The sequence below is a fragment of the Peptoniphilus vaginalis genome (assembly GCF_900176605.1).
Classification (GTDB): Bacteria; Bacillota; Clostridia; order Tissierellales; family Peptoniphilaceae; genus Peptoniphilus_A; species Peptoniphilus_A vaginalis.
In genome coordinates this window covers 580,078-599,836 of the sequence record NZ_FXLP01000005.1, presented here as the reverse complement: position 1 = coordinate 599,836, position 19,759 = coordinate 580,078, and the positions used below count along the sequence as shown (strand labels likewise).

At 34.6% G+C, this 19,759-nt stretch carries 22 protein-coding genes; 16 read left to right on the top strand and 6 right to left on the bottom strand.

Features of this window, described 5'->3' with window-relative positions:
* Positions 1-77: 77 nt before the first annotated feature.
* Positions 78-953: a DUF4300 family protein gene (locus CAN42_RS07700; RefSeq protein WP_085876201.1), complete on the bottom strand. Its 876-nt coding sequence runs from the start codon at positions 951-953 to the stop codon at positions 78-80.
* 213 nt (positions 954-1,166) lie between these two features.
* Here CAN42_RS07700 and CAN42_RS07695 point away from each other — a divergent pair, with 213 nt between their 5' ends.
* From CAN42_RS07695 to CAN42_RS07630, 14 genes are all read left to right on the top strand, one after another.
* Positions 1,167-1,433, top strand: a complete 267-nt coding sequence (locus tag CAN42_RS07695) for a GNAT family N-acetyltransferase (protein WP_062570865.1) — start codon at positions 1,167-1,169, stop codon at positions 1,431-1,433.
* A gap of 211 nt (positions 1,434-1,644) precedes the next feature.
* Positions 1,645-1,866, top strand: coding sequence for an acyl carrier protein (acpP, locus tag CAN42_RS07690; protein WP_005958178.1), 222 nt, complete (start codon positions 1,645-1,647; stop codon positions 1,864-1,866).
* Between the two features lies 1 nt (position 1,867).
* Positions 1,868-2,332 carry an acetyl-CoA carboxylase biotin carboxyl carrier protein gene (gene accB, locus CAN42_RS07685; protein WP_085876200.1) on the top strand — a complete coding sequence of 155 codons (465 nt, stop codon included), beginning with the start codon at positions 1,868-1,870 and terminating at the stop codon, positions 2,330-2,332.
* On the top strand, positions 2,329-3,708 hold the full coding sequence (locus CAN42_RS07680) for an acetyl-CoA carboxylase biotin carboxylase subunit (RefSeq protein WP_085876199.1): 1,380 nt from the start codon (positions 2,329-2,331) through the stop codon (positions 3,706-3,708). Before accB ends, CAN42_RS07680 begins: the two co-directional genes overlap by 4 nt.
* Positions 3,698-4,558: an acetyl-CoA carboxylase carboxyltransferase subunit beta gene (locus tag CAN42_RS07675; protein WP_085876198.1), complete on the top strand. Its 861-nt coding sequence runs from the start codon at positions 3,698-3,700 to the stop codon at positions 4,556-4,558. Before CAN42_RS07680 ends, CAN42_RS07675 begins: the two co-directional genes overlap by 11 nt.
* Complete coding sequence (gene accA, locus CAN42_RS07670) at positions 4,545-5,312, top strand: acetyl-CoA carboxylase carboxyltransferase subunit alpha (RefSeq protein WP_085876197.1); 768 nt, start codon at positions 4,545-4,547, stop codon at positions 5,310-5,312. The genes CAN42_RS07675 and accA overlap by 14 nt, the downstream gene beginning before the upstream one ends.
* Positions 5,312-6,205 carry a 3-oxoacyl-ACP synthase III family protein gene (locus CAN42_RS07665; protein ID WP_085876196.1) on the top strand — a complete coding sequence of 298 codons (894 nt, stop codon included), beginning with the start codon at positions 5,312-5,314 and terminating at the stop codon, positions 6,203-6,205. Before accA ends, CAN42_RS07665 begins: the two co-directional genes overlap by 1 nt.
* Before the next feature lies 1 nt (position 6,206).
* The gene (locus tag CAN42_RS07660) at positions 6,207-7,136 is read left to right on the top strand and encodes an NAD(P)H-dependent flavin oxidoreductase (protein WP_085876195.1); all 930 of its coding nucleotides are present in this window, start codon (positions 6,207-6,209) and stop codon (positions 7,134-7,136) included.
* Positions 7,114-8,136 carry an NAD(P)H-dependent flavin oxidoreductase gene (locus CAN42_RS07655; RefSeq protein ID WP_085876194.1) on the top strand — a complete coding sequence of 341 codons (1,023 nt, stop codon included), beginning with the start codon at positions 7,114-7,116 and terminating at the stop codon, positions 8,134-8,136. The genes CAN42_RS07660 and CAN42_RS07655 overlap by 23 nt, the downstream gene beginning before the upstream one ends.
* Positions 8,133-9,029, top strand: a complete 897-nt coding sequence (locus tag CAN42_RS07650) for an ACP S-malonyltransferase (RefSeq protein WP_085876193.1) — start codon at positions 8,133-8,135, stop codon at positions 9,027-9,029. The genes CAN42_RS07655 and CAN42_RS07650 overlap by 4 nt, the downstream gene beginning before the upstream one ends.
* Positions 9,026-9,754, top strand: coding sequence for a 3-oxoacyl-[acyl-carrier-protein] reductase (gene fabG, locus CAN42_RS07645; protein ID WP_062571597.1), 729 nt, complete (start codon positions 9,026-9,028; stop codon positions 9,752-9,754). The genes CAN42_RS07650 and fabG overlap by 4 nt, the downstream gene beginning before the upstream one ends.
* Complete coding sequence (gene fabF / locus CAN42_RS07640; RefSeq protein WP_085876192.1) at positions 9,751-10,968, top strand: beta-ketoacyl-ACP synthase II; 1,218 nt, start codon at positions 9,751-9,753, stop codon at positions 10,966-10,968. Before fabG ends, fabF begins: the two co-directional genes overlap by 4 nt.
* Before the next feature lie 2 nt (positions 10,969-10,970).
* The gene (gene fabZ / locus CAN42_RS07635; protein ID WP_085876191.1) at positions 10,971-11,390 is read left to right on the top strand and encodes a 3-hydroxyacyl-ACP dehydratase FabZ; all 420 of its coding nucleotides are present in this window, start codon (positions 10,971-10,973) and stop codon (positions 11,388-11,390) included.
* Between the two features lie 9 nt (positions 11,391-11,399).
* Complete coding sequence (locus CAN42_RS07630) at positions 11,400-11,876, top strand: MarR family winged helix-turn-helix transcriptional regulator (protein ID WP_062571594.1); 477 nt, start codon at positions 11,400-11,402, stop codon at positions 11,874-11,876.
* Between the two features lie 62 nt (positions 11,877-11,938).
* Here CAN42_RS07630 and CAN42_RS07625 read toward each other — a convergent pair whose 3' ends face one another.
* Positions 11,939-12,964: a PTS sugar transporter subunit IIC gene (locus CAN42_RS07625; RefSeq protein WP_085876190.1), complete on the bottom strand. Its 1,026-nt coding sequence runs from the start codon at positions 12,962-12,964 to the stop codon at positions 11,939-11,941.
* Complete coding sequence (locus CAN42_RS07620; RefSeq protein WP_085876189.1) at positions 12,964-13,545, bottom strand: nitroreductase family protein; 582 nt, start codon at positions 13,543-13,545, stop codon at positions 12,964-12,966. The genes CAN42_RS07625 and CAN42_RS07620 overlap by 1 nt, the downstream gene beginning before the upstream one ends.
* 310 nt (positions 13,546-13,855) lie before the next feature.
* Here CAN42_RS07620 and CAN42_RS07615 point away from each other — a divergent pair, with 310 nt between their 5' ends.
* A complete protein-coding gene (locus tag CAN42_RS07615) occupies positions 13,856-15,793 on the top strand; it encodes an acyl-CoA dehydrogenase family protein (protein WP_082718911.1) in 1,938 nt (645 codons plus the stop codon).
* Positions 15,794-15,806: 13 nt separating this feature from the next.
* Entirely contained in the window at positions 15,807-17,057 is a 1,251-nt protein-coding gene (locus CAN42_RS07610; RefSeq protein WP_062571591.1) for an FprA family A-type flavoprotein, read from the top strand.
* A gap of 221 nt (positions 17,058-17,278) precedes the next feature.
* On the opposite strand, the gene CAN42_RS07605 is transcribed toward CAN42_RS07610, so the two are convergent.
* Genes CAN42_RS07605 through CAN42_RS09260 form a run of 3 tightly spaced genes read right to left on the bottom strand, consistent with a single transcriptional unit; the run spans position 17,279 to position 19,333 of the window.
* The gene (locus tag CAN42_RS07605) at positions 17,279-17,563 is read right to left on the bottom strand and encodes a DUF5960 family protein (RefSeq protein WP_085876188.1); all 285 of its coding nucleotides are present in this window, start codon (positions 17,561-17,563) and stop codon (positions 17,279-17,281) included.
* Positions 17,560-17,934 (bottom strand): hypothetical protein, encoded by a 375-nt coding sequence (locus CAN42_RS07600; RefSeq protein WP_245149861.1) that lies wholly within the window; start codon positions 17,932-17,934, stop codon positions 17,560-17,562. Before CAN42_RS07600 ends, CAN42_RS07605 begins: the two co-directional genes overlap by 4 nt.
* Positions 17,924-19,333, bottom strand: coding sequence for a Y-family DNA polymerase (locus tag CAN42_RS09260; RefSeq protein WP_085876187.1), 1,410 nt, complete (start codon positions 19,331-19,333; stop codon positions 17,924-17,926). Before CAN42_RS09260 ends, CAN42_RS07600 begins: the two co-directional genes overlap by 11 nt.
* Positions 19,334-19,759: the final 426 nt, after the last annotated feature.

The following is a 19,759-nucleotide window of genomic DNA, read 5'->3' as shown; positions in this document are numbered from 1 at the left end:
AAACTTTTAGATTTTATCCTATAAACTATGAGAATTTAAAATTTTAAAATTCTCATACTCAAATATTATTAAACTAATTAAAGGTCAATATATCTATCATTATCCATAATGAAGGGTGGTGCTACTTCTGGGTCCACATAGTCCTTGTACTTATCTTTTAAATACTTATAGGCATCTTCTTTCTTGGAAAACTTTATTGCTTGATAGGGTTCCTCAAAGGAAATTTTTTCCAAGAATAAATAACCATCATCTATTGGAAGTAGAACTCCAACATGACCTATAAATAAATAATCACCATCTAAATTGTCATTGAGAACTACTGATAGCATACGGACATCCCTTGGGAAGTTAAACTTCGACAAAAACTTTTCCATGACCTTAGCATGAACCTTTGGGTCCTTAGATGAACTTGTCTTGACTCTTGAAAATAATTTATAAAATTTTTCTAAGTCTTCTTCATTAAATAAGTTAGAAGACCTTAGGGCTTCCTTGTCCATAAAAAGAATTTCATCGTCTATTGGAAGCTCATCTTTAAGTGATAAGTTGTCCTTTAAGAGTAAGAAAGAATTTATCCTGCAATTAGTGTCAGGGTATGAATGCTTAATAGATGATCTCATCTCCAAAATTTTATCAAGCTTATCTTCTTTAGGGGGCTCCCTAAAGTCACCACTTAATAATTCTTTTGGGATTGATTTATTGTAGTCACTTACAAGACTTGCAAAGACTTCTCCATTCTTCTTATTTAAATTCTTTTCGATTGCTGATTTTATAAAATTAAGTGAGGTTTCGTCATTCATATTTGAAACAAGATAATCTCCACTTTTATTTTCATCAAGATTGACCTCTTGAATTTTTTCAGCTTTATTTTCTATTTTATTAGTTTTATTTTTATTTCCACAAGCAGAAGTCAAAAGACTAAAGCAAGTGATAAATATTATAGATTTTTTATTCATCCTTCCTCCATAAAAAATATTTTCTAAACTATTATACAATAGAAATTTAAAATTTAATAAAAACTAATTAAACTCAAATAAGTAGATTAAAAATCAATATAAATATTTAAGACTTTGAGCAAGCCCAAGAATATTTGAAAAGATAAAATAGGCGTGAACTTTTATTTTAAATGGGTAACTTCTAAATAGAAAGATTTAAAATAGGAGGTCATCATGGAAGTTAAAAAAGGTAGAAATTGTTATTATATAGGAGAAGGCGAAAATAATTATAAGGGAATTTTACAATATGTTGAAGAGGGTCATGTAATAGATGCTCAGCACACAATTGTTAAGCCAGAATTTGGTGGCCAAGGTCTTGCAGGTCAACTTGTAAAACAACTTGTGGCGGACGCAAGGAGAGAAAACAAAAAAATAAAAGGAACTTGTTCTTACGTAAAAAAGAAACTTGAATCAAGTGACTTTGATGATGTGAGAGCTTAAAGAAATGTGAAATAATGTAAGATCATAAAAGAAGATGGGGCAACCCATCTTTTTTAGTGCAATAAACTTTCATTCTCTTTTAAAAATTTTAAACTTTATAAGACTTAATAGATAAAAATATATTTATATAAAAAAAATTAAGTAATTGACAAAGTGAAGTTAATCCTATAAAATTTATTACATAAAAAAACTTAACTAATGGAGGAGAAAAATGAATTTAGAAAATTTAAAGAATATTATTGCAAATAACTTTGGTGTAAAGAAAGAGGAAATCAAAATGGAGTCAAACTTACAAGATGACCTTGGTCTTGACTCTCTTGATGCAGTTGAACTTTCTATGGCAATTGAAGAAGAAACTGGAAAAGAGATACCAGATGAAGAATTTCAAAAATTCATAACAGTTGAAGATTTGATAAATTTTTTAAATAAATAAAATGGAAAAATATTTAGATCTTACAAACAAGCTTATTTCTTCTTTAGAAAATTCATCTTTAGAGATATTAGAATTTAAAATGGAAAATTTTTCTTTGATGCTTAAAAAAAATAAACCTATAGAGAAGAATCTTATATCTGAAAGAGAAGTTACTAGAGAACTTGATAAAGATTCAGTAAATGTTTCTGACTTTGATAAGAAAGAAGAAGTTGAAGCTAATAAAAATATAAAAACTTTAAGGACTCCAATTTTAGGAGTCTTTTACTCTTCAAAAAGTCCTGACTCTGAACCCTTTGTAAAAGTGGGAGACCAAGTTAAGAAGGGGGCTACTCTTTGCATAATTGAGGCAATGAAGATGATGAATGAGCTAAAGGCACCCTATGATTGCAAAGTTATTGCTTGCCTTGTGAAGAACGAGGACTTTGTTGAATATGATCAAGAAATCTTTAAGTTGGAGCAAATATGATTAAGAAAGTTTTAATTGCCAATCGTGGCGAATGTGCTCTTTCGATTTTAAGAAGTGCAAAGGAACTTGGCATTGAAACCCTGGTTATTTATTCGAAAGCAGATGCTTACCAATACTATATTTATATAGCTGATGAAGCAGTTTGCATAGGCGATAAGTTTTCAAAGGACACTTACTTGAATATGGATGTCATAATTACTTGTGCTAAAGAGAGAGGCTGCGATGCAATTCATCCTGGTTATGGTTTCTTGTCCGAGTCTTATGAATTTGCAAAAAAAGTTTGTGATGCTGGAATTATTTTTATTGGTCCCAGCCCAAATCTTATAAAACTAATGGGAGATAAGATTGGGGCAAAAAATCTTATGGAGGATATAAAAGTTCCTGTGGCAAAGGCACACTCTCTTGATGGTGAATCGGAGGAAGAAATCTTAAAAATTTGTGACAAAATAGGATACCCAATAATTTTAAAAGCAAGGTCTGGTGGTGGAGGCAAGGGAATGAGAAGGGTTGATTCTCCTGAAGATCTCTTTCACAAGATTGATTTGTCTAAGGCTGAAGCCAAGGCATCCTTTGGGGATGAAAGAATATTTATAGAAAAATTTATTGAAAACCCAAGGCACATTGAAGTCCAAGTTTTGTCTGATGGAAATAAGGTCCTTCACTTATATGAAAGAGAGTGCAGTTTGCAAAGAAATAATCAAAAAATTCTTGAAGAAGCTCCTTGCAATTTCATTTCAGATGAATTAAAGGGAAAACTTTATAAGGCCAGCCTTGATTGTGTCAGAGCCACTGGCTATCTTGGGGCAGGTACTGTAGAGTTTCTAGTTGATAAGGATGAAAATTTTTATTTTTGTGAAATGAACACTAGGCTTCAAGTTGAGCATGCTGTGACAGAAATGATAACGGGACTTGACATAATTAAGGAACAATTTAGGATTGCTTCTGGTCTTGGCCTATCAATTAGTCAAGATGATGTAAAAGTTTCAGGTCACGCAATAGAAGTTAGGATAAATGCAGTTGATCCCATGAAAGACTTTACTCCATCAAGTGGCAAGATAAATTTTTTGTTTACACCTGGAGGCATGGACACAAGATTTGAGTCTGCAATCTACAAGGGATTGGAAATTCCCATTTATTATGATTCAATGATTGGAAAAATAATTGTGAAGGACCAGAGGAGACTCTCTGCAATTAAAAAACTAAGAAGAGCTATAGAAGAAACTATGATTGATGGAATTGAAACCAATCTAGGTTTTATGTATTCAATTTTATTTGACTTAGATTTTATAAGGGGCAATATAAGCACTAATTTTATAAAAGAAAAAGAAACTGATCTTCTAAAAAGAATGAAAGAGGTGAGGGATAATGTCACTTAAAGATTTCAAGAAAAGAAAAATCTTGTTAAACACTATAAAAAATTTAAGTAAGCTCACAAAAAATTCATCCTTTAAAAGAAATAATCAGGAGAGAATTTTATGCAAGGCTTGTGGGAAATTTATTTATTCTGATGACTTAAAAAATAATTTATTTATTTGTCCTCAATGTTCTTCTTACTTACCACTAACAGGCAAAGATAGGTTTGACCAACTCCTAGATAAGGGTTATAGGCTTATTGATTTTGGAACAAAAAAATTAAATCCTATAAACTTTCCTGATTATAGAAAGAAGGATGAAGACAAAAATTCTGAAGCAGTAAAGCTTGCAAGGGGAAAAATCTTGGGCAATCCTGTCATGGTTGCTTCTCTCATTGACCAATATATGATGGGAAGTCTTGGTACCTATGTTGGGGAAGAGATAACAAGGATGATTGAAGAAGCTGAAAAATATAAGCTGCCAATTATTATAATTTCCCTTAGTGGTGGGGCAAGGATGCAAGAAGGAATGTTTTCTCTTATGCAAATGGCAAAGATAAGTTCCGCCTTGGCTTCTTTTAAAGAAAAGGGCGGACTCTACATAAGTCTTTTAACAAACCCAACAATGGGTGGTGTAAGCGCAAGCTTTGCGGCTCAAGGTGATTATAATATTGGCGAGCCTGGTGCCATAATAGGTTTTGCTGGACCAAGAGTAATAAAAGAAACTCTTCATGAAAGTTTGCCTGAAAATTTTCAAAGGGCAGAGAAATTAGAAGAGTATGGTTTTCTTGACATGATCCTAGAAAGAAAGGATCAAAGAGAAGTCCTTGGCAAAATTTTGAGGATGCACAGGAGGAAGTATGGACGCTTATGAAAAAGTTGTAAATGCCAGGTCAAAGGACAGAAGCATTTCGAAAGAAATAATTGAGAACTTATTTGATGATTACTTTTATGTAAAGGGTGACAGGGCCTTTGGCGATTCACAAGCAATAATAGGTGGTCTTGGTGAGCTTGATAAATATACTATGACTTTTATAGGTATTCAAAAGGGTCACGAGATAGAAGAAGCCATTAAAACAAATTTTGGTATGCCAGAGCCTCATGCTTATAGGAAGGCAATTAGACTTATGAAGGCTGCAGAAAAATTTAAAAGACCTCTTGTAACTTTTATCGACACACCTGGAGCCTATCCTGGAGTTGAAGCAGAAGAAAGAGGTCAACACCAATTAATAGCTGATTGTTTGATGACAATGGCAGGCCTAAGGGTTCCAAGCCTTGCCTTTATTATAGGAGAAGGAGGGTCTGGCGGTGCCCTGGCACTTGCCCTTGCCAATAAAATTTATATGGGAGAGGGAGCTGTGTTTTCAATTCTTTCTCCAGAAGGTTTTTCTTCAATTTTATACAAAAACAAGTCTAGGGCAAGAGAAGCTGCTGATTTAATGAGATTAACTGCTAAGGATTTATACGAAGATAAGATTATTGATGGAATAGTGGAAGAAGTTGACAACAAAATTAAAATTTCTAATCTTAAAAAGACAATTCTTGAAGACTTGAAATACTATTCAAAACTATCTTCGGATAAGATTCTTAAAGATAGACATGAAAAATTTAGAAGGATAGGTGTTTAATGGGTTTAAAGTTTATAGAAGCTCACAAGTTTGATATTGATGACTTCTTAGATAATTCTTACTTTGAAAAATATCTTGATACAAGTTCAGAGTGGATTGAAAAGAGAACGGGAATATTTACCAGACAATTTTCTAATTGTGGAAATGATCTTATGGCATTGGACCTAGCCAAAAAATTTAAAAATCCAATGCAAGACTTAGATTTAATTATCTGTGCCTCCTTCACATCTAAAAAAAGGATGCCATCCATATCAAGTATAGTAAGAGATGAACTTGGAGGAAACAAACATTGCCTATGTCTTGACATAAACCTAGCCTGCACTGGTTTTGCTGCGGGCTTAATTATTGCAGAGTCCTATCTCAAGATGGGGAGAAGGGCTTTTATTTTTGCAAGCGAAAAAATTTCTGACTATATGGATATGACAGACAGGAGGACAGCCATACTTTTTGGAGATGGAGCTGGAGGAGTCTTGGTAGAGAAGAAGGATAAACTTTGGGAAACAGATATTGCTTCATTTCCCCATGAAGACACCTTGAACTTGGATGAAAATTCTTTTATTACTATGGATGGCAAAAAGGTTTATAGGTTTGCGGTGGAAGAGGTTTCAAATTCTATAAGAAGACTTTTAAATAAAAATAATTTAAGGGGAGAAGATGTAGATAAATTAATTTTGCATCAAGCTAATGAAAGAATTATTAATCAGCTTATAGGTAGACTGGGAATAAACAAAAATAATTCTCTAAAGAATTTAGAAAAATATGGAAATACTTCTGCTGCATCAATTCCCCTTGTGATTGCAGAAAATATTGATTTATTTAAAGATAAGGAGAAAGTCATTTTATCTGGATTTGGGGCAGGACTTTCACTTGCAAGTATCTTAATGGAGTGGTGATATGGATTTAAAAGATTTACTTAATATAGACTATCCAATTATACAGGGTGGAATGGCACACATAGCTAAGGGAGAATTTGCTGCAGCTGTATCAAAAGCTGGAGCCTTAGGCATAATAGGTTCTGGTGGTATGGACAAGGATGAACTAAGAGAGAATATTAAAGCTCTTAGAAGAGAAACAGATAAGCCCTTTGGTGTTAACTTAATGATGCTTAGGCCAGACATTGATGACTTGGTCAAGGTAATTTTAGAAGAGGATGTAAAGGTAATAACTGTGGGGGCAGGAACCTATAAAAAGTTTGCAGATGATTTTAAAAGAAAAAATGTAAAAGTTATTCCCCTTATATCTTCTCCAGTACAAATAAAAAGGTACGAAGCATTAGAACCTGATGCCTATATAGCTGAAGGTATGGAAGCAGGTGGTCATATTGGTCAAATGACAACTATGACTTTATTACCACAAGCTTCAAAAGAAACTAATAAAAAAATTATAGGAGCCGGTGGAATTGCATCAGGTAAAGAAATTTTCGCCGCTGAAGTCTTAGGTGCAAGTGGAGTACAGATTGGGACTGGTTTCTTATTTACAAAAGAATGTCCCCTTCATGAAAATTATAAAAATCTTTTATTGAAGTCCAACTCCTCAAAGGTAACTGTTATTGGAAACCTAAAAGGGATACCAATGCGACTAATTAAAAATAAAATGACTAGAGAATACCAAAAGTTAGAGAGAGAAAACTCCTTGATGGAACTTGAAGGCTTTACCCTTGGCAGACTTAAAAGGGCAGTAGTCAATGGGGATGTAGAAAATGGGTCTGTCATGACTGGCCTATCAATTGGATCCTTTGACAGGATTGTTAGCGTAAAAGACTTTATAGAAAAGCTAATGAGAGAATACCAAGAGGTTAAAGATGTCTATAAGAATAAAAAATAAGTCCATTGACATCCCACTTGTCCAAGGTGCAATGGCAATTGGTATGTCAAGTCCTGACCTTGTAGGTGGAGTTGCAAGACGTGGGGGCATAGGCACCCTCTCTATGGTCAACCCTGGTTATAAGGAAAAAGATTTTTTGAAAAACACCTTTGAAGCCAATAAGAGAGCATATATAAAAGATTTAAAATATGCAAAAGAAAAATCTCAAGCGAGAGGAATTATACTTACTAACCTAATGCAGGTTGTGGAAAGATTTGAAGATTATTTAGATTTTTTAAACACAACAGATGTTGATGGCATAGTTGTAGGTGCTGGCCTTCCCCTAGACCTGCCAAAACATATATCTAAGGAAAAGATAATTGGCCCCATAGTATCTTCAGAGAGGGCCTTGAGGCTCATTATGAAAAGGTGGGACAAGTACAATAGAAGACCTGATTTAGTAATCTTGGAAGGACCAAAAGCAGGAGGTCATCTTGGATTTAAAAGAGAAGATTTAGAAATAAATATTTTAGATGAACTAGAAAAAATTTTAAAAATTAGTGATGACATACCAGTCTTTGTTGGTGGAGGTCTTGGTAGACCTGAAAAAGTTAAAGAAGCCTTAAATCGTGGTGCAAGTGGAGTACAAATCGGGACAGGATTTTTATTTACAAAAGAATCTGGACTTCCAATATCAGCTAAAGAAGAAATCTTAAAGAGAGTAAAGTCATCAAAGATGAAAAATCTTATCTTAGAAAGTCCAGTTGGTCTTTTAGCGAGAGGAATGGAAACTAAACTTGTAAAGAAGATGGTAACAGAAAATATCCCTCCAAGTCACTGCCTTTCTTGCATAAGAACTTGTAAAAGAAAAGACACCAAATACTGCATAAGTGAAGCACTTATTAATGCTGTAAGAGGAAATCTTGATTCAGGACTTTTCTTTGCAGGCACAGATGTTGAAAAGATTGAAAAAATTAGGTCTCTTGATGAATACATAGACTGGTTACTGGAGGAAGAATGAAAAAGATAGGAATAGTTTTTGGTGGGCAAGGATCTCAATACCAAGGAATGGGCAGAGACTTTTTAAAGCACCCAAAGACCAAATATATTTATGAAGAAATTGATGAGTATAAAGATATTATTTTAGATGGAAGTTTAAGTGACCTTTCTAGGACGAAGAACCTTCAACCAATAATGTTAGCCTTTCAGCTTTCTGCCCTTGAATTTTTAAAAGATAGGGAAGATATTGTCGCTACTTGTGGACTTAGTCTTGGAGAGTATGGAAGCTTAGTTCTTGCAGATGTACTCACCTATAAAGAAGCTCTTTCACTTGTGAAAACTAGGGGAAGACTAATGGATGATGACAGTCAAAAGTTAGAAAGCAAAATGCTGGCAATTTTAAATAAAAATGAAGATGAAGTTAAAGACCTGATTTTAAATTCATCACTAGATAAGGAAATTTTTATATCTAATATAAATAGCCCAAGGCAAGTTGTTGTGGCAGGAGAGTCTAGCAAGATAAATATTTTTAAGGAATTTTTGAAAAATGAAAGAGTAACAAATATTGAGATGAAAGTTAGCGGGGCCTTCCACACAAAGTTTATGAAAACTGCTGGAGAAAAATTTTATCAAGACTTAAACAAAGTCAAATTCTCCCAACCAAGGCTGGACTATTATTTGAATTTAAGTGGGAAAAAATATGAAGGAGAAGACTTGAGTCTTGTCTTGTCTCAACATATTTATAATCCTGTTAGACTTTTTGATGATATAAAGAGCATGGTAGACCAAGGAGTAAGTGAGTTTATAGAGATTGGACCAGGAGATGTTATTTCAAAAATAATTAGGAAAAACTTTAAAGACCTTGAAGTTAGGTCTCTGAAGAATGAAGAGGAAATTATACGAGGTGAGAAATGAGTAATAAAAAGTATGCACTGATAACAGGTGCTAGTGGTGGAATTGGAAGGGAAATAGCAAGAAGACTTGCAGGAGATTATAAGCTAATCCTCCACACAAGAAGTCGAGAAGATAAAATAAATGAATTAAAAGATGAGTTGGATACAGAGGCTATTTGCGTGAAGGGTGACCTATCAAAGCAAGAAGATTGTGAAAAAATTTTTAACTTGTGCCGTGAAAAAAATATAGAGGTTGAAGTCCTTGTTAATAACGCAGGAATGACAAGAGACAATTTAATTTTTAGGATGAAGGAAGAAGACTTTAAGAAAGTTATAGAAACTAATCTCTATTCTGTTTTTTATCTCTCAAAATTATTTGCAAGGCAGATGATGAAGAACAAGGGTGGAAGGATAATTAATATTTCATCTATTAGTGGGATAAGAGGAAATGCAGGGCAAACAAATTACAGTGCATCAAAGGCAGGTGTGATTGGTTTTACAAAAGCACTTGCCAAGGAAGTGGCTTCAAAAAATGTTTTAGTGAATGCAGTTGCCCCAGGATTTATAGAAACAGAAATGACAGAGGCTTTATCAGATGAAGTTAAAAAACAAATTCTTAGTGACATACCAATGAAGAGATATGGACTTGCTAAGGACGTAGCTAATGTAGTTAGTTTTCTTGCAGGAGAGGACTCTTCTTACATAACAGGACAGGTAATCTCTGTTGATGGAGGCATGAATATATGAGAGTTGTTGTAACAGGTTTTGGGGCATTGACACCTCTTGGTTCAACAAGGGAAGAATTAATTAAGGCAATGCGTGAAGAAAAATGTGCCATTGATGAGATAAGTAGGTATCCAATAGATGATAGGGAAGTTACTCTTGCTGCTGAAGTAAAAGACTATGATGAAGAAAAAGAGTTTTCGAGAAAAGAATTAAATAGGTTGGACAGGGTAAATCAATATGCATTACTAGCAGCTAGAAGGGCAATGGAAGATGCAAAGATTTCGAGAGAAGAAATAGAAAATAGAAGAGTTGGTGTTTATATAACATCAGGTATAGGTGGCCTTAGAACTATTGAAGAAGACTATCAGAGGGGTATGAAAAGAAGTTTTGATAAGCTAAGCCCATACTTTATTCCAAAGGCAATTATAAATTCCGTAGGGGCTAATGTTGCCATAGATATGGGAGCTCATGGAGCTTGCCTTTCAATGGTGACAGCCTGTGCCTCATCAACTAATGCAATAGGAGAAGCCTACAGGGCGATAAAAAATGGTTATGAGGAAATAATTTTTGCTGGTGGAAGTGAAGCATCAATAACCTATCTTGGCATTGGTGGTTTTACTTCTATGAAAGCCTTAAGTAACTCCAAGGACAAAAACAGGGCGTCAATCCCCTTTGACAAGGATAGGAATGGTTTTGTAATGGGAGATGGAGCAGGCATTTTAGTTTTAGAAAGTTTGGAGTCTGCCCTAAAGAGGGGGGCAAATATAATAGCAGAAATTGTTGGCTACGGAGTTAACTGTGACGCATATCACATAACATCTCCATCCCCAAGTGGAAAGTTTGCAAGAGAGGCCATGGACTACGCAATTAAAGATGCAGGTATAAGTCCAAGTGAAATTGATTATGTGAATGCACATGGGACATCAACAAATTTAAATGATAAGCTTGAAAGCCTAGCAATAAAAAGTATTTTTGGAAGCAAGAGGGTCAAGGTTTCCTCATCAAAATCTCAAATGGGTCACCTCTTAGGTGGATCAGGAGTTGTTGAGTCAATACTATCTATACTTGCAATGAATGAAAACTTTTTGCCACCATTAATAAATTATAAAAACAAAGATGAAGAATGTGATCTCAACTTTGCACTTAAGGCTGAAGACTACAAAATAAATTATTTTTTAAAAAATTCCTTAGGTTTTGGTGGACACAATGCCTGCCTAATTTTTAAGAGGTACTGATTATGGAAATAAGCTTTGATGAATTAAGAAAAATTTTACCTCATTCCTACCCCTTTATACTTGTTGACAAGATTGTAGAAATAGATAATAATAAATACGCAAAGGGAATAAAAGCTGTATCCGGTGGTGAATATTTTTTTCAAGGACATTTTCCAAAGGAAGCTATTATGCCAGGAGTTCTTCAAATAGAAGCTGTTGCACAAGTTGGTGCTGTTGCCTTATTAAAAGAAAACCCAGGCAGGCTTGCAATACTTGGAGGTGTAAAGAGAGCACGCTTTTATAAACCAGTGAGACCGGGTGACTATTTAGAAATAAATTGTAAAATGATAAAATTAATAAAAAATCTTGGCATTGCAGAGGGTTATATTTCAAGAAGGGGAGAAAAAATTATGACCTGTGAAGTATCCTTTGCACTACAATAGGAGGATAGTATGGACAATAATTTGGAAGAAAAATTTAACGAAGTCTACGATAAATTTAAGTTGAACTTGTACAAAAATATGTTTGCTAAGCTAGAAGATAGGGAGGCAACATTAACAGCAACAGAAACTTTCACAATGGAAGTAATACACGCATTAAATAGACCTAGAGTAAGTGACGTAACAGACTTTCTTGAATGGTCACATCCAAATATTGCCTATAAGTTAACAGCTTTAATAAAGAAGGGTTATCTTAGAAAAGTTCAATCCCAAGAGGATCGAAGAGAGTACTTTCTTGAATGCACAGATAAATTTTATGAATACTATAGTATGAAAACATCTTATGTAAAAGTAGTCTTAGATAGACTAAGAGAAAGAGTGGATAAGAAAGACATAGAAACTCTTGAAAATATTCTGGATATAATGAGCAGTGAACTTATGCCAGAAGTTACAAATTTTATTAATGAAAGAAAAAATGAAAAGCTTTGATATAATAATTTAAAAAATTCGAACACTAAAAAAGACGAGCATGTATTTGTGCCCGTCTTAATTTATTTAAAGTAAAGTTTCATATCACCATCTTGAATTAGACCCTTCCTGTAGAGAACTTCATAAATCAAAAAGGTCACAAGGCCTGGCAAGATTATGTGCATTAGTAAAACTATTCCCAAAAGTTTAGTGAAAGGGACATCAGGCATAGCAGCAAAGGTTGAAATTTGTCCCACAAGCCCACTGGTTCCCATACCAGAACCTAGTGGAGTATTTTCAAGTTTAAAGACCATTGTTGATACTGGTCCTAGGATTGCTGATGAAAGTATTGGCGGAATAATTATTAGAGGCTTTCTCACAATGTTTGGCATCTGTAGCATGGAAGTGCCAAGACCTTGAGCCACAAGACCTTCAATCTTATTGTCACGATAGGACATAACTGCAAAGCCAACCATTTGACAGCAGCAGCCAATAGTTGCAGCTCCACCAGCAAGGGATGAAAGTGAAAGCATCATTGAGAGGGCAGCTGATGAAATAGGAAGCGTCAAGACAATTCCAACAACCACTGAAACAATTATTCCCATAAAGAAGGGAGCCTTGTCTGTGGCGCTAATAATAATTGCACCAAGTAAGTTCATAAAGTTGCCAATAATAGGACCAACAAAGTTTGCAACAAAGACTCCACTTAAAACTGTGATAGCAGGAGTAACTATTATGTCGATTTTTGTTCTTCTGCTCACAAGCTTTCCAAATTCAACAGCAATTATAGTTGCAATATAAACCCCCATGGGACCGCCAAGTTCATTACCGGCAATCCCAACAACAGTTGCCGCATAGACAACAAGACTAGGAGCAGCCATAGCTGTGGCAATGGCAACTGCAATAGCAGGTCCCGTTGCCTTTTGAGCTAGGGGCCAAAGGACATCTGTCAAAAAGGCAATATTAAATGACTTACCAAGAGTATTTAATATTGTACCAACTAAGAGAGTTGCAAAAAGTCCAAAGGCCATAGCGCCAAGGGCATCAATAAAATATAATTTTGCCTTTCTCTTTATAAAATCAGAAAAACTTTTTTTACTTGTACTCATTATAATCTCCTTACAATTTCATCTAGTTTATATTTTGGAACTACATAGTTCCCATCATCATCTAAGTAATAAGATTGATCTTCTTCTAAAGCAATTTCTTTTATAGAAGACTTTATCTTTGGATAGCCAAAGGCAATAAGGATGTTGCAAGTGTATCTCTCATCATAAGATAAAATTTCACGCATCTTATCATCAGTGACACTTCCAATTATACAAGACCCAATTCCTATTTCAGCAGCAGCAAGAGTTAAATTAGAAATCACAAGTCCTTGGTCAACTCCGTCAAACTTTAATTTCCTCTCCTTGTCACTTAAGATGGCAATAAAATAAACTGGCCTTTCGCCTTCCTTAGGTCTGCCAAGACCATTAGGAAGAGAGGCAGCCCATCTTGTATTTTCAAAAATTTCTAAAACTTTTTCCTTGCTCTCAACAGAAATGAATCTGAGAAACTGTCTGTTGTTTGCACAAGAAGTAAACTTAATAGAAGATAAGATCCCATTGATGTCTTCCTTAGAAATTTCTTTATCTTCATCAAATTTTCTGTAAGATCTTCTCCACTCTAATAACTTTTCTAATTTCATAATTCCTCCAATTTCAACAAATAACTTCTTTTAGTTTTATATTTTACAACAAAAAAAGAATTAAGCAATTAATAGATTAATAGATGGTAAATTTTTTAAATTAGGGTATAAATGCAAGTGAAAAAAAAGCAAAAATAGCCAGCACAAAAATATTTTTAAAAATTTTTAAAAATATTGTGAAAATGTTTTGACACTTAATTAAAGATGTTGTATACTTTAGTTAATGTATACCGTATTGGTGTATCTTTTGTTTTTAACTTTTTAAAGTAACAAATACTTTAATTATCTTTAATCTTAAAAGGAGGAAAATATGTCAAATATGTACAAGACAACTGCAGAACATGAAGCCCTTCGTAAGGCTATCAGAGAATTCGCAGAAGCAGAAATCAAGCCATTATCTTTTGGACTTGATCAAAACAATCAATTTCCAGAAGAAATTATTAAGAAGATTGGAGAAAACGGTTGGATGGGTCTTCCATATCCAAAAGAAGAAGGCGGAGCAGGTAAAGATGTTATCTCTTACGCCATCGCTGTAGAAGAACTTTCAAGAGTAGACGCAGGTGTTGGTGTTGTATTATCAGCTCACACTTCACTAGGCTCTTATCCAATTCAAGCTTTCGGTACTAAAGAACAAAAGGAAAAATACTTAAAACCTCTTGCTCAAGGTAAAAAACTTGGTGCCTTTGGATTAACTGAACCAAATGCTGGTTCTGATGCAGGTGGTACAGAAACAACTGCAGTTCTTGATGGAGACTACTACATCTTAAATGGTAATAAAATCTTCATCACAAACGCTCCAGCTGCTGACACTTATGTTGTATATGCAGTAACTACACCAGGAATCGGTACACACGGAATTTCTGCTTTCATAGTAGAAAAGGGATGGGAAGGATTCACATTTGGAGATCACTATGACAAGTTAGGTATTAGATCTTCAACTACTGCTGAACTTCAATTTAACAATGTTAAGGTTCCAAAGGAAAACTTACTTGGTAAAGAAGGTCAAGGATTTAGAATTGCAATGCAAACACTTGATGGTGGTAGAATTGGTATAGCATCTCAAGCACTTGGTATTGCACAAGGTGCTTTTGAAGCTGCACTTGCTTATGCAAAAGAAAGAATTCAATTTGGTAGACCAATTGCTCAACAACAAGCAGTTGCATTTAAGATTGCAGATATGGCTACAAAGATTAGAGCTGCAAGACTTATGATCTATTCAGCTGCCGAAATGAAACAAAATCACGAAAACTATTCAATGGAAGCTGCAATGGCTAAGACAGTTGCATCTGAAGTTGCTATGTGGGTTGTTAACGAAGCTCTTCAAATCCACGGTGGTAATGGATACCTAAAGGGTATGGACGTAGAAAGATTCTTCAGAGATGCTAAGATTACAACAATCTATGAAGGTACTTCTGAAATCCAAAGAGTTGTAGTTGCAAGTCACCTTATTGGTAAGGCTCCAAAGAAAAAAGGTAGAGCTGCTGTACTAGATAAAAAAGCTGGCCCTATCACTGGAGAAAGAAAAAGAGAAATTATAAAAGCAGACACAGCAAAAGAAGCTGTTGATATATTAGTTAAAAACCTTAAGAAAGATGGATATGACTTCTCTGTAGGTATTGATATTAATACTCCTGTTTACGAAGCTGAAAGAGTTGTTTCAGTAGGTAAGGCAATAGGTGGAGAAGAAAATATGGATATGGCTAGAGAACTTGCTCACGCAGCAGGTGCAGCACTTGGTTCTTCAAGACCAGTTGCAGAAACTCTAAAACTTCTTCCACTTGAAAGATACGTTGGTATGTCAGGACAAAAATTCAATGGCAACCTATATATCGCATGTGGTATCTCAGGAGCCAGCCAACACTTAAAGGGTATTAAGAACGCATCAACAATTGTTGCTATCAATAAAAACGCAGGTGCTCCAATCTTTAAGAACTGTGACTACGGTATAGTTGGAGATATATTCGAAATTATGCCACTTCTTGCTGAAGCTCTTGGAACTGGTAAGAAAGAACCAGCACCTACAATGGTTAAAGTTAGAAGGTCTAAACCTAGAAAGTTAGCTCCAAATTATAAAGTTATGGTATGTCCAGGTTGTGGATATGAATATGATCCAAACTACGGAGACCCAGAAGGAGAAATCGATCCAGGTACAGATTTCGAAAAATTACCAGAAGATTGGACTTGCCCAGAATGTCAAGAAGAAAAGCAAAACTTCATTGAAGAAGATTTCACTGCTGATAGAAAGTAAGGAGGCTCTTTAAATGTTAAATAATAGAAAGATAACAGATGATTTATATTTTGTAGGGGGAAATGATAAAAGACTTGAACTTTTTGAAAATATGTTTCCTATTCCAGATGGAGTTTCTTACAATTCATACCTTTTGATGGACGAAAAGACAGTTCTTGTAGATTCAGTTGATTGGTCAATTGCAAGAGATTATATACAAAGCATTGAAAATATATTAGATGGACGTAGCCTTGATTATATGCTAATCCACCACATGGAACCTGACCACTGTGGAGCTATTGAAGAAATATGTATAAGATGGCCTGATATTAGAATTATATCAAGTGAACAAGGTTTCCAATTTATGAGACAAATGGGATATCACATTCCAGAAAACCAACTAATAATAGTTGAAGAAGGAGATACAATTTCCTTTGGTAAGCATACATTTGCTTTCATTGAAGCTCCAATGGTTCACTGGCCAGAAGTTATTATGTCTCTTGACGTAACTGATGGAGTATTGTTCTCAGCAGACGGATTTGGTTCCTTTAAGTCTATGGATGGTAAATTATTTGCAGATGAAGTTGATTGGGAAAGAGATTGGCTTGATGAAGCTAGAAGATACCTTACTAACATCGTAGGAAAATATGGACCATTTATCCAAGACGTTCTTAAAAAGGCTGCACCACTTCTTCCACAAGTTAAATATATCTGCCCACTTCACGGACTTGTTTGGAGAGATAACTTTGGATTTATCCTAGACAAGTATGACAAATGGTCAAGATATGAACCAGAAGAAGAAGGCGTGTTAATAGTTTATGCATCAATGTATGGAAATACAGAAAGAGCTGCACAAGCTTTTGCAAATAGCCTAGTTGAAAGAGGAGTTAAAAAAGTAGAAGTATATGATGTTTCTAAGACAGATATATCCTACCTAATAGCAAAAACATTCCAATACTCTCACCTTGTCATAGCATCTGTAACTTACAATCTAGGAATCTATCCTAAGATGAAAAACTTCTTACACGATTTAGAAGCACTAAACGTTCAAAACAGAACAGTTGGTATCATTGAAAATGGTACTTGGGCTTGTACAGTTGGCGATAAAATTGAAAACTATATAGATGAAAATCTAAAACTATTTGATGTTCTTCCAGAAAGAGTTACAATCAATACATCTCTAAACGAAGCTAACGAAAACGACATGGAAGCTCTTGCAGGTTCTATTATCGAATCTATGGAAAAGATTAGAGAAATTAAAGCAAAATCAGCTGAACAAAAGTAAGCTTGAAAATATATTTGTTTTAAAAATATAGAGAGAGGCTATATCACTTGATATAGCTTCTTTTTTTGTGAGATTTTTTTGAATGAAAATTTGTTAAACGGCAAATATAAAAAAACTAAGAAACAGATACAAAATGAAAAAGTAAATACAAATAAAAAATTCCAATAAAATAATCAGCCTAGGCTGAATACTTATCCCTTCTTATAAAACTTAGTTTTAAATCAAAGAGGAGAAACTTGCCCCAAGTATTCAAACTGGCTGATAAAATTATTTTCTGAACTTGCAACTTTTTTAAAAATAAAATAATGGTCCCTAGAGTCTGCAGAATTTATAGAATTGAGGAGGAAGTAGGAGTGACCTGTGGCAAACATGTGAAGAAGTAGGTCCTCGGTCAAAAAAATCAAGGGGATATTAACATTTGAAAACTCGTAAAAAGTCTCCTCAAAATTTTTGTAGTTAATAGAAAAATAATCAAATTGAATAGAATTTTTTTCCAAGTCCTTCATAGGTCCTCCGCTAAAACAATTTTAATAATATCCTCAAAAACAATGTTGAGAGGTTCTTCTCCACTTAAATAAATACTTTCATCAAAAATTTCCTTAATCCTACCAAGGTAGGGCTCTTGCCTGTAACTTGTAAAGACCAAAACCTCAAGACTATTTACATAAACTTGACTAATCAAAAGGACTATGTCCTCATTAGACATTTGAGAAGAAAAATCTATGAAGTCCCCCATGTGGGAGAGGGCAGTAGTGTGTTCCGAGATAAAAAATCCCATCCATTTTGCCATCCCCCTATCCATATATTCTCTAGCAGACTTAAAGGGCAAATAAGATCTGTCAACCATAAAGACACCTCCTAAATCACTATAAACCATCCATGCCACCGCAGTGACCACCAATTAACTTGCTTCTTTCAATTACCCTAGACCCTTCCATGAGAGAAGTCGCCCTTTGTAGAGAAGTGAAGCCAAACCTGTCCCTAATTTCATCAATAGCATGGTCGAGATTTTCTTCTCTTTCAATAGCTCTAACATCATCAAAAAAATCAAAAACAGTAGAAGACTGGTCCACCAAATTGTCGTAAGTAACGCCAAGATTTCTCACAGCACCGCCCTCATACCTTTCCCTAAAAAGATTTAGAACTTCATCCTGCAAGACCCTAGTAGATTGACTAGGCCTAATAGTTCGCCTAGCATTAATAGACTTCTTGTTCTCTGTGTGAGAAAAGCCAACGTAAATGGCGACAACAGAAGCCTTCTTCCTAATACGTCTAATCCTAACAGCAACTTGCTCGGCAATCTCAGATAAGACAATTTCAATTTCATATTGTGACTTGTAATCACGAGGTAAGACCTGAGAGTTGCCAAGTCCCTTGGACTTAGACTTATAGGGTCTTGATACCTTAGACTCATCAACACCATTGGCGTGAAACCAGAGCTGAAGACCCATAACACCAAAAACTTTTTTCAAGATATCAGGATCATAATTTGCAAGATCACGAACAGTGTAAATCGACATAGAATTGAGCCTTCTCTTGAGCCTAGACCCAATTCCCCAAAAGTCACTTAAATCATTAATAGCCCAGACCTTGGACTCCACATCCTCATAGGACCAGTTAGCACGCATAGTCCTAGTCTTCTTGGCCTCATTATCAAGAGCAAGCTTAGCAAGAAGAGGATTGGCATTGCTCATGCCAACAGTAGAATAAAGACCAGTAGACTCCCAAATCTCCCTTTGAATCATAGAGGAAACAAGGTCCAACTTGTATCGCCTTGAAACATTTTTGTCGGGGACAAAATAATTGAGAGAATTAGTGAGATCAATAAAACCCTCGTCAATAGAGTAGGGAAGGATGTCCTCCCTAGGAGCATAATTTTGGAAAACTTTTTGAACTTTTAAGTTCTCCTCAATGTAGAGAGCCATCCTTGGGGGGACAATAAAAGTTTTCTCCGCCCAGCTCTCGATAAAATCAATATAAGACTTCGTAATCTCAATATTTTGTCTCCTAGCCTTGTCAAAACTAAACTTTCTAGTATCAATATCAAAGGGAAGTTCGCTAGACCTGCCAACATTATTTTTGCCGTAGACACGCTTAAAGAGGGGAGAGCTTGCAAGGATTAGGCCATTAGAATTACTAGACCTACTCATAACACAAAGGCAAGTAGATAGAGGGTCCAAGTTCCTCTTGACGCACTCAACACTGGCGTAGAAAGACTTGATGTCCACAAAAGCAATATCAGATTTAGGTTCCAAAGAATAATCAATAAAAGTCATAAGCCACCTCGAGGTAAAACCAGTAAAATAAAATTAAAAATTATGTAAGTAAATTTATTTAATAAGCAAGCACTTAAATAAAAATAATTAAATAGTAATAAAAATTTTAGTTATGTATTAAATAATAACGAATACATATTTAAACAACAGTTTCAGTTAAGTATATTTTAGAATAAATGAGCGAAAAACACAAGTTCCAAAAATTGTGAATTCATAAAGATTAATGAAGTTCTAAAGATTGATGAAGTTATAGAAATTCAAAAAAGTTATAGAAATTCAAAAAGTTATAAAGGTTGACGAGTTTGTAAAAATTTAAAAAGTTATAAAAGTTGATAATTTTGTAGAAGTTGAAAAAGTTATAAAAGTCCATAAGCTTGTAGATATTTATGAGTTTATAAAAATTACTTAAGTTATGAAAGTTAACAA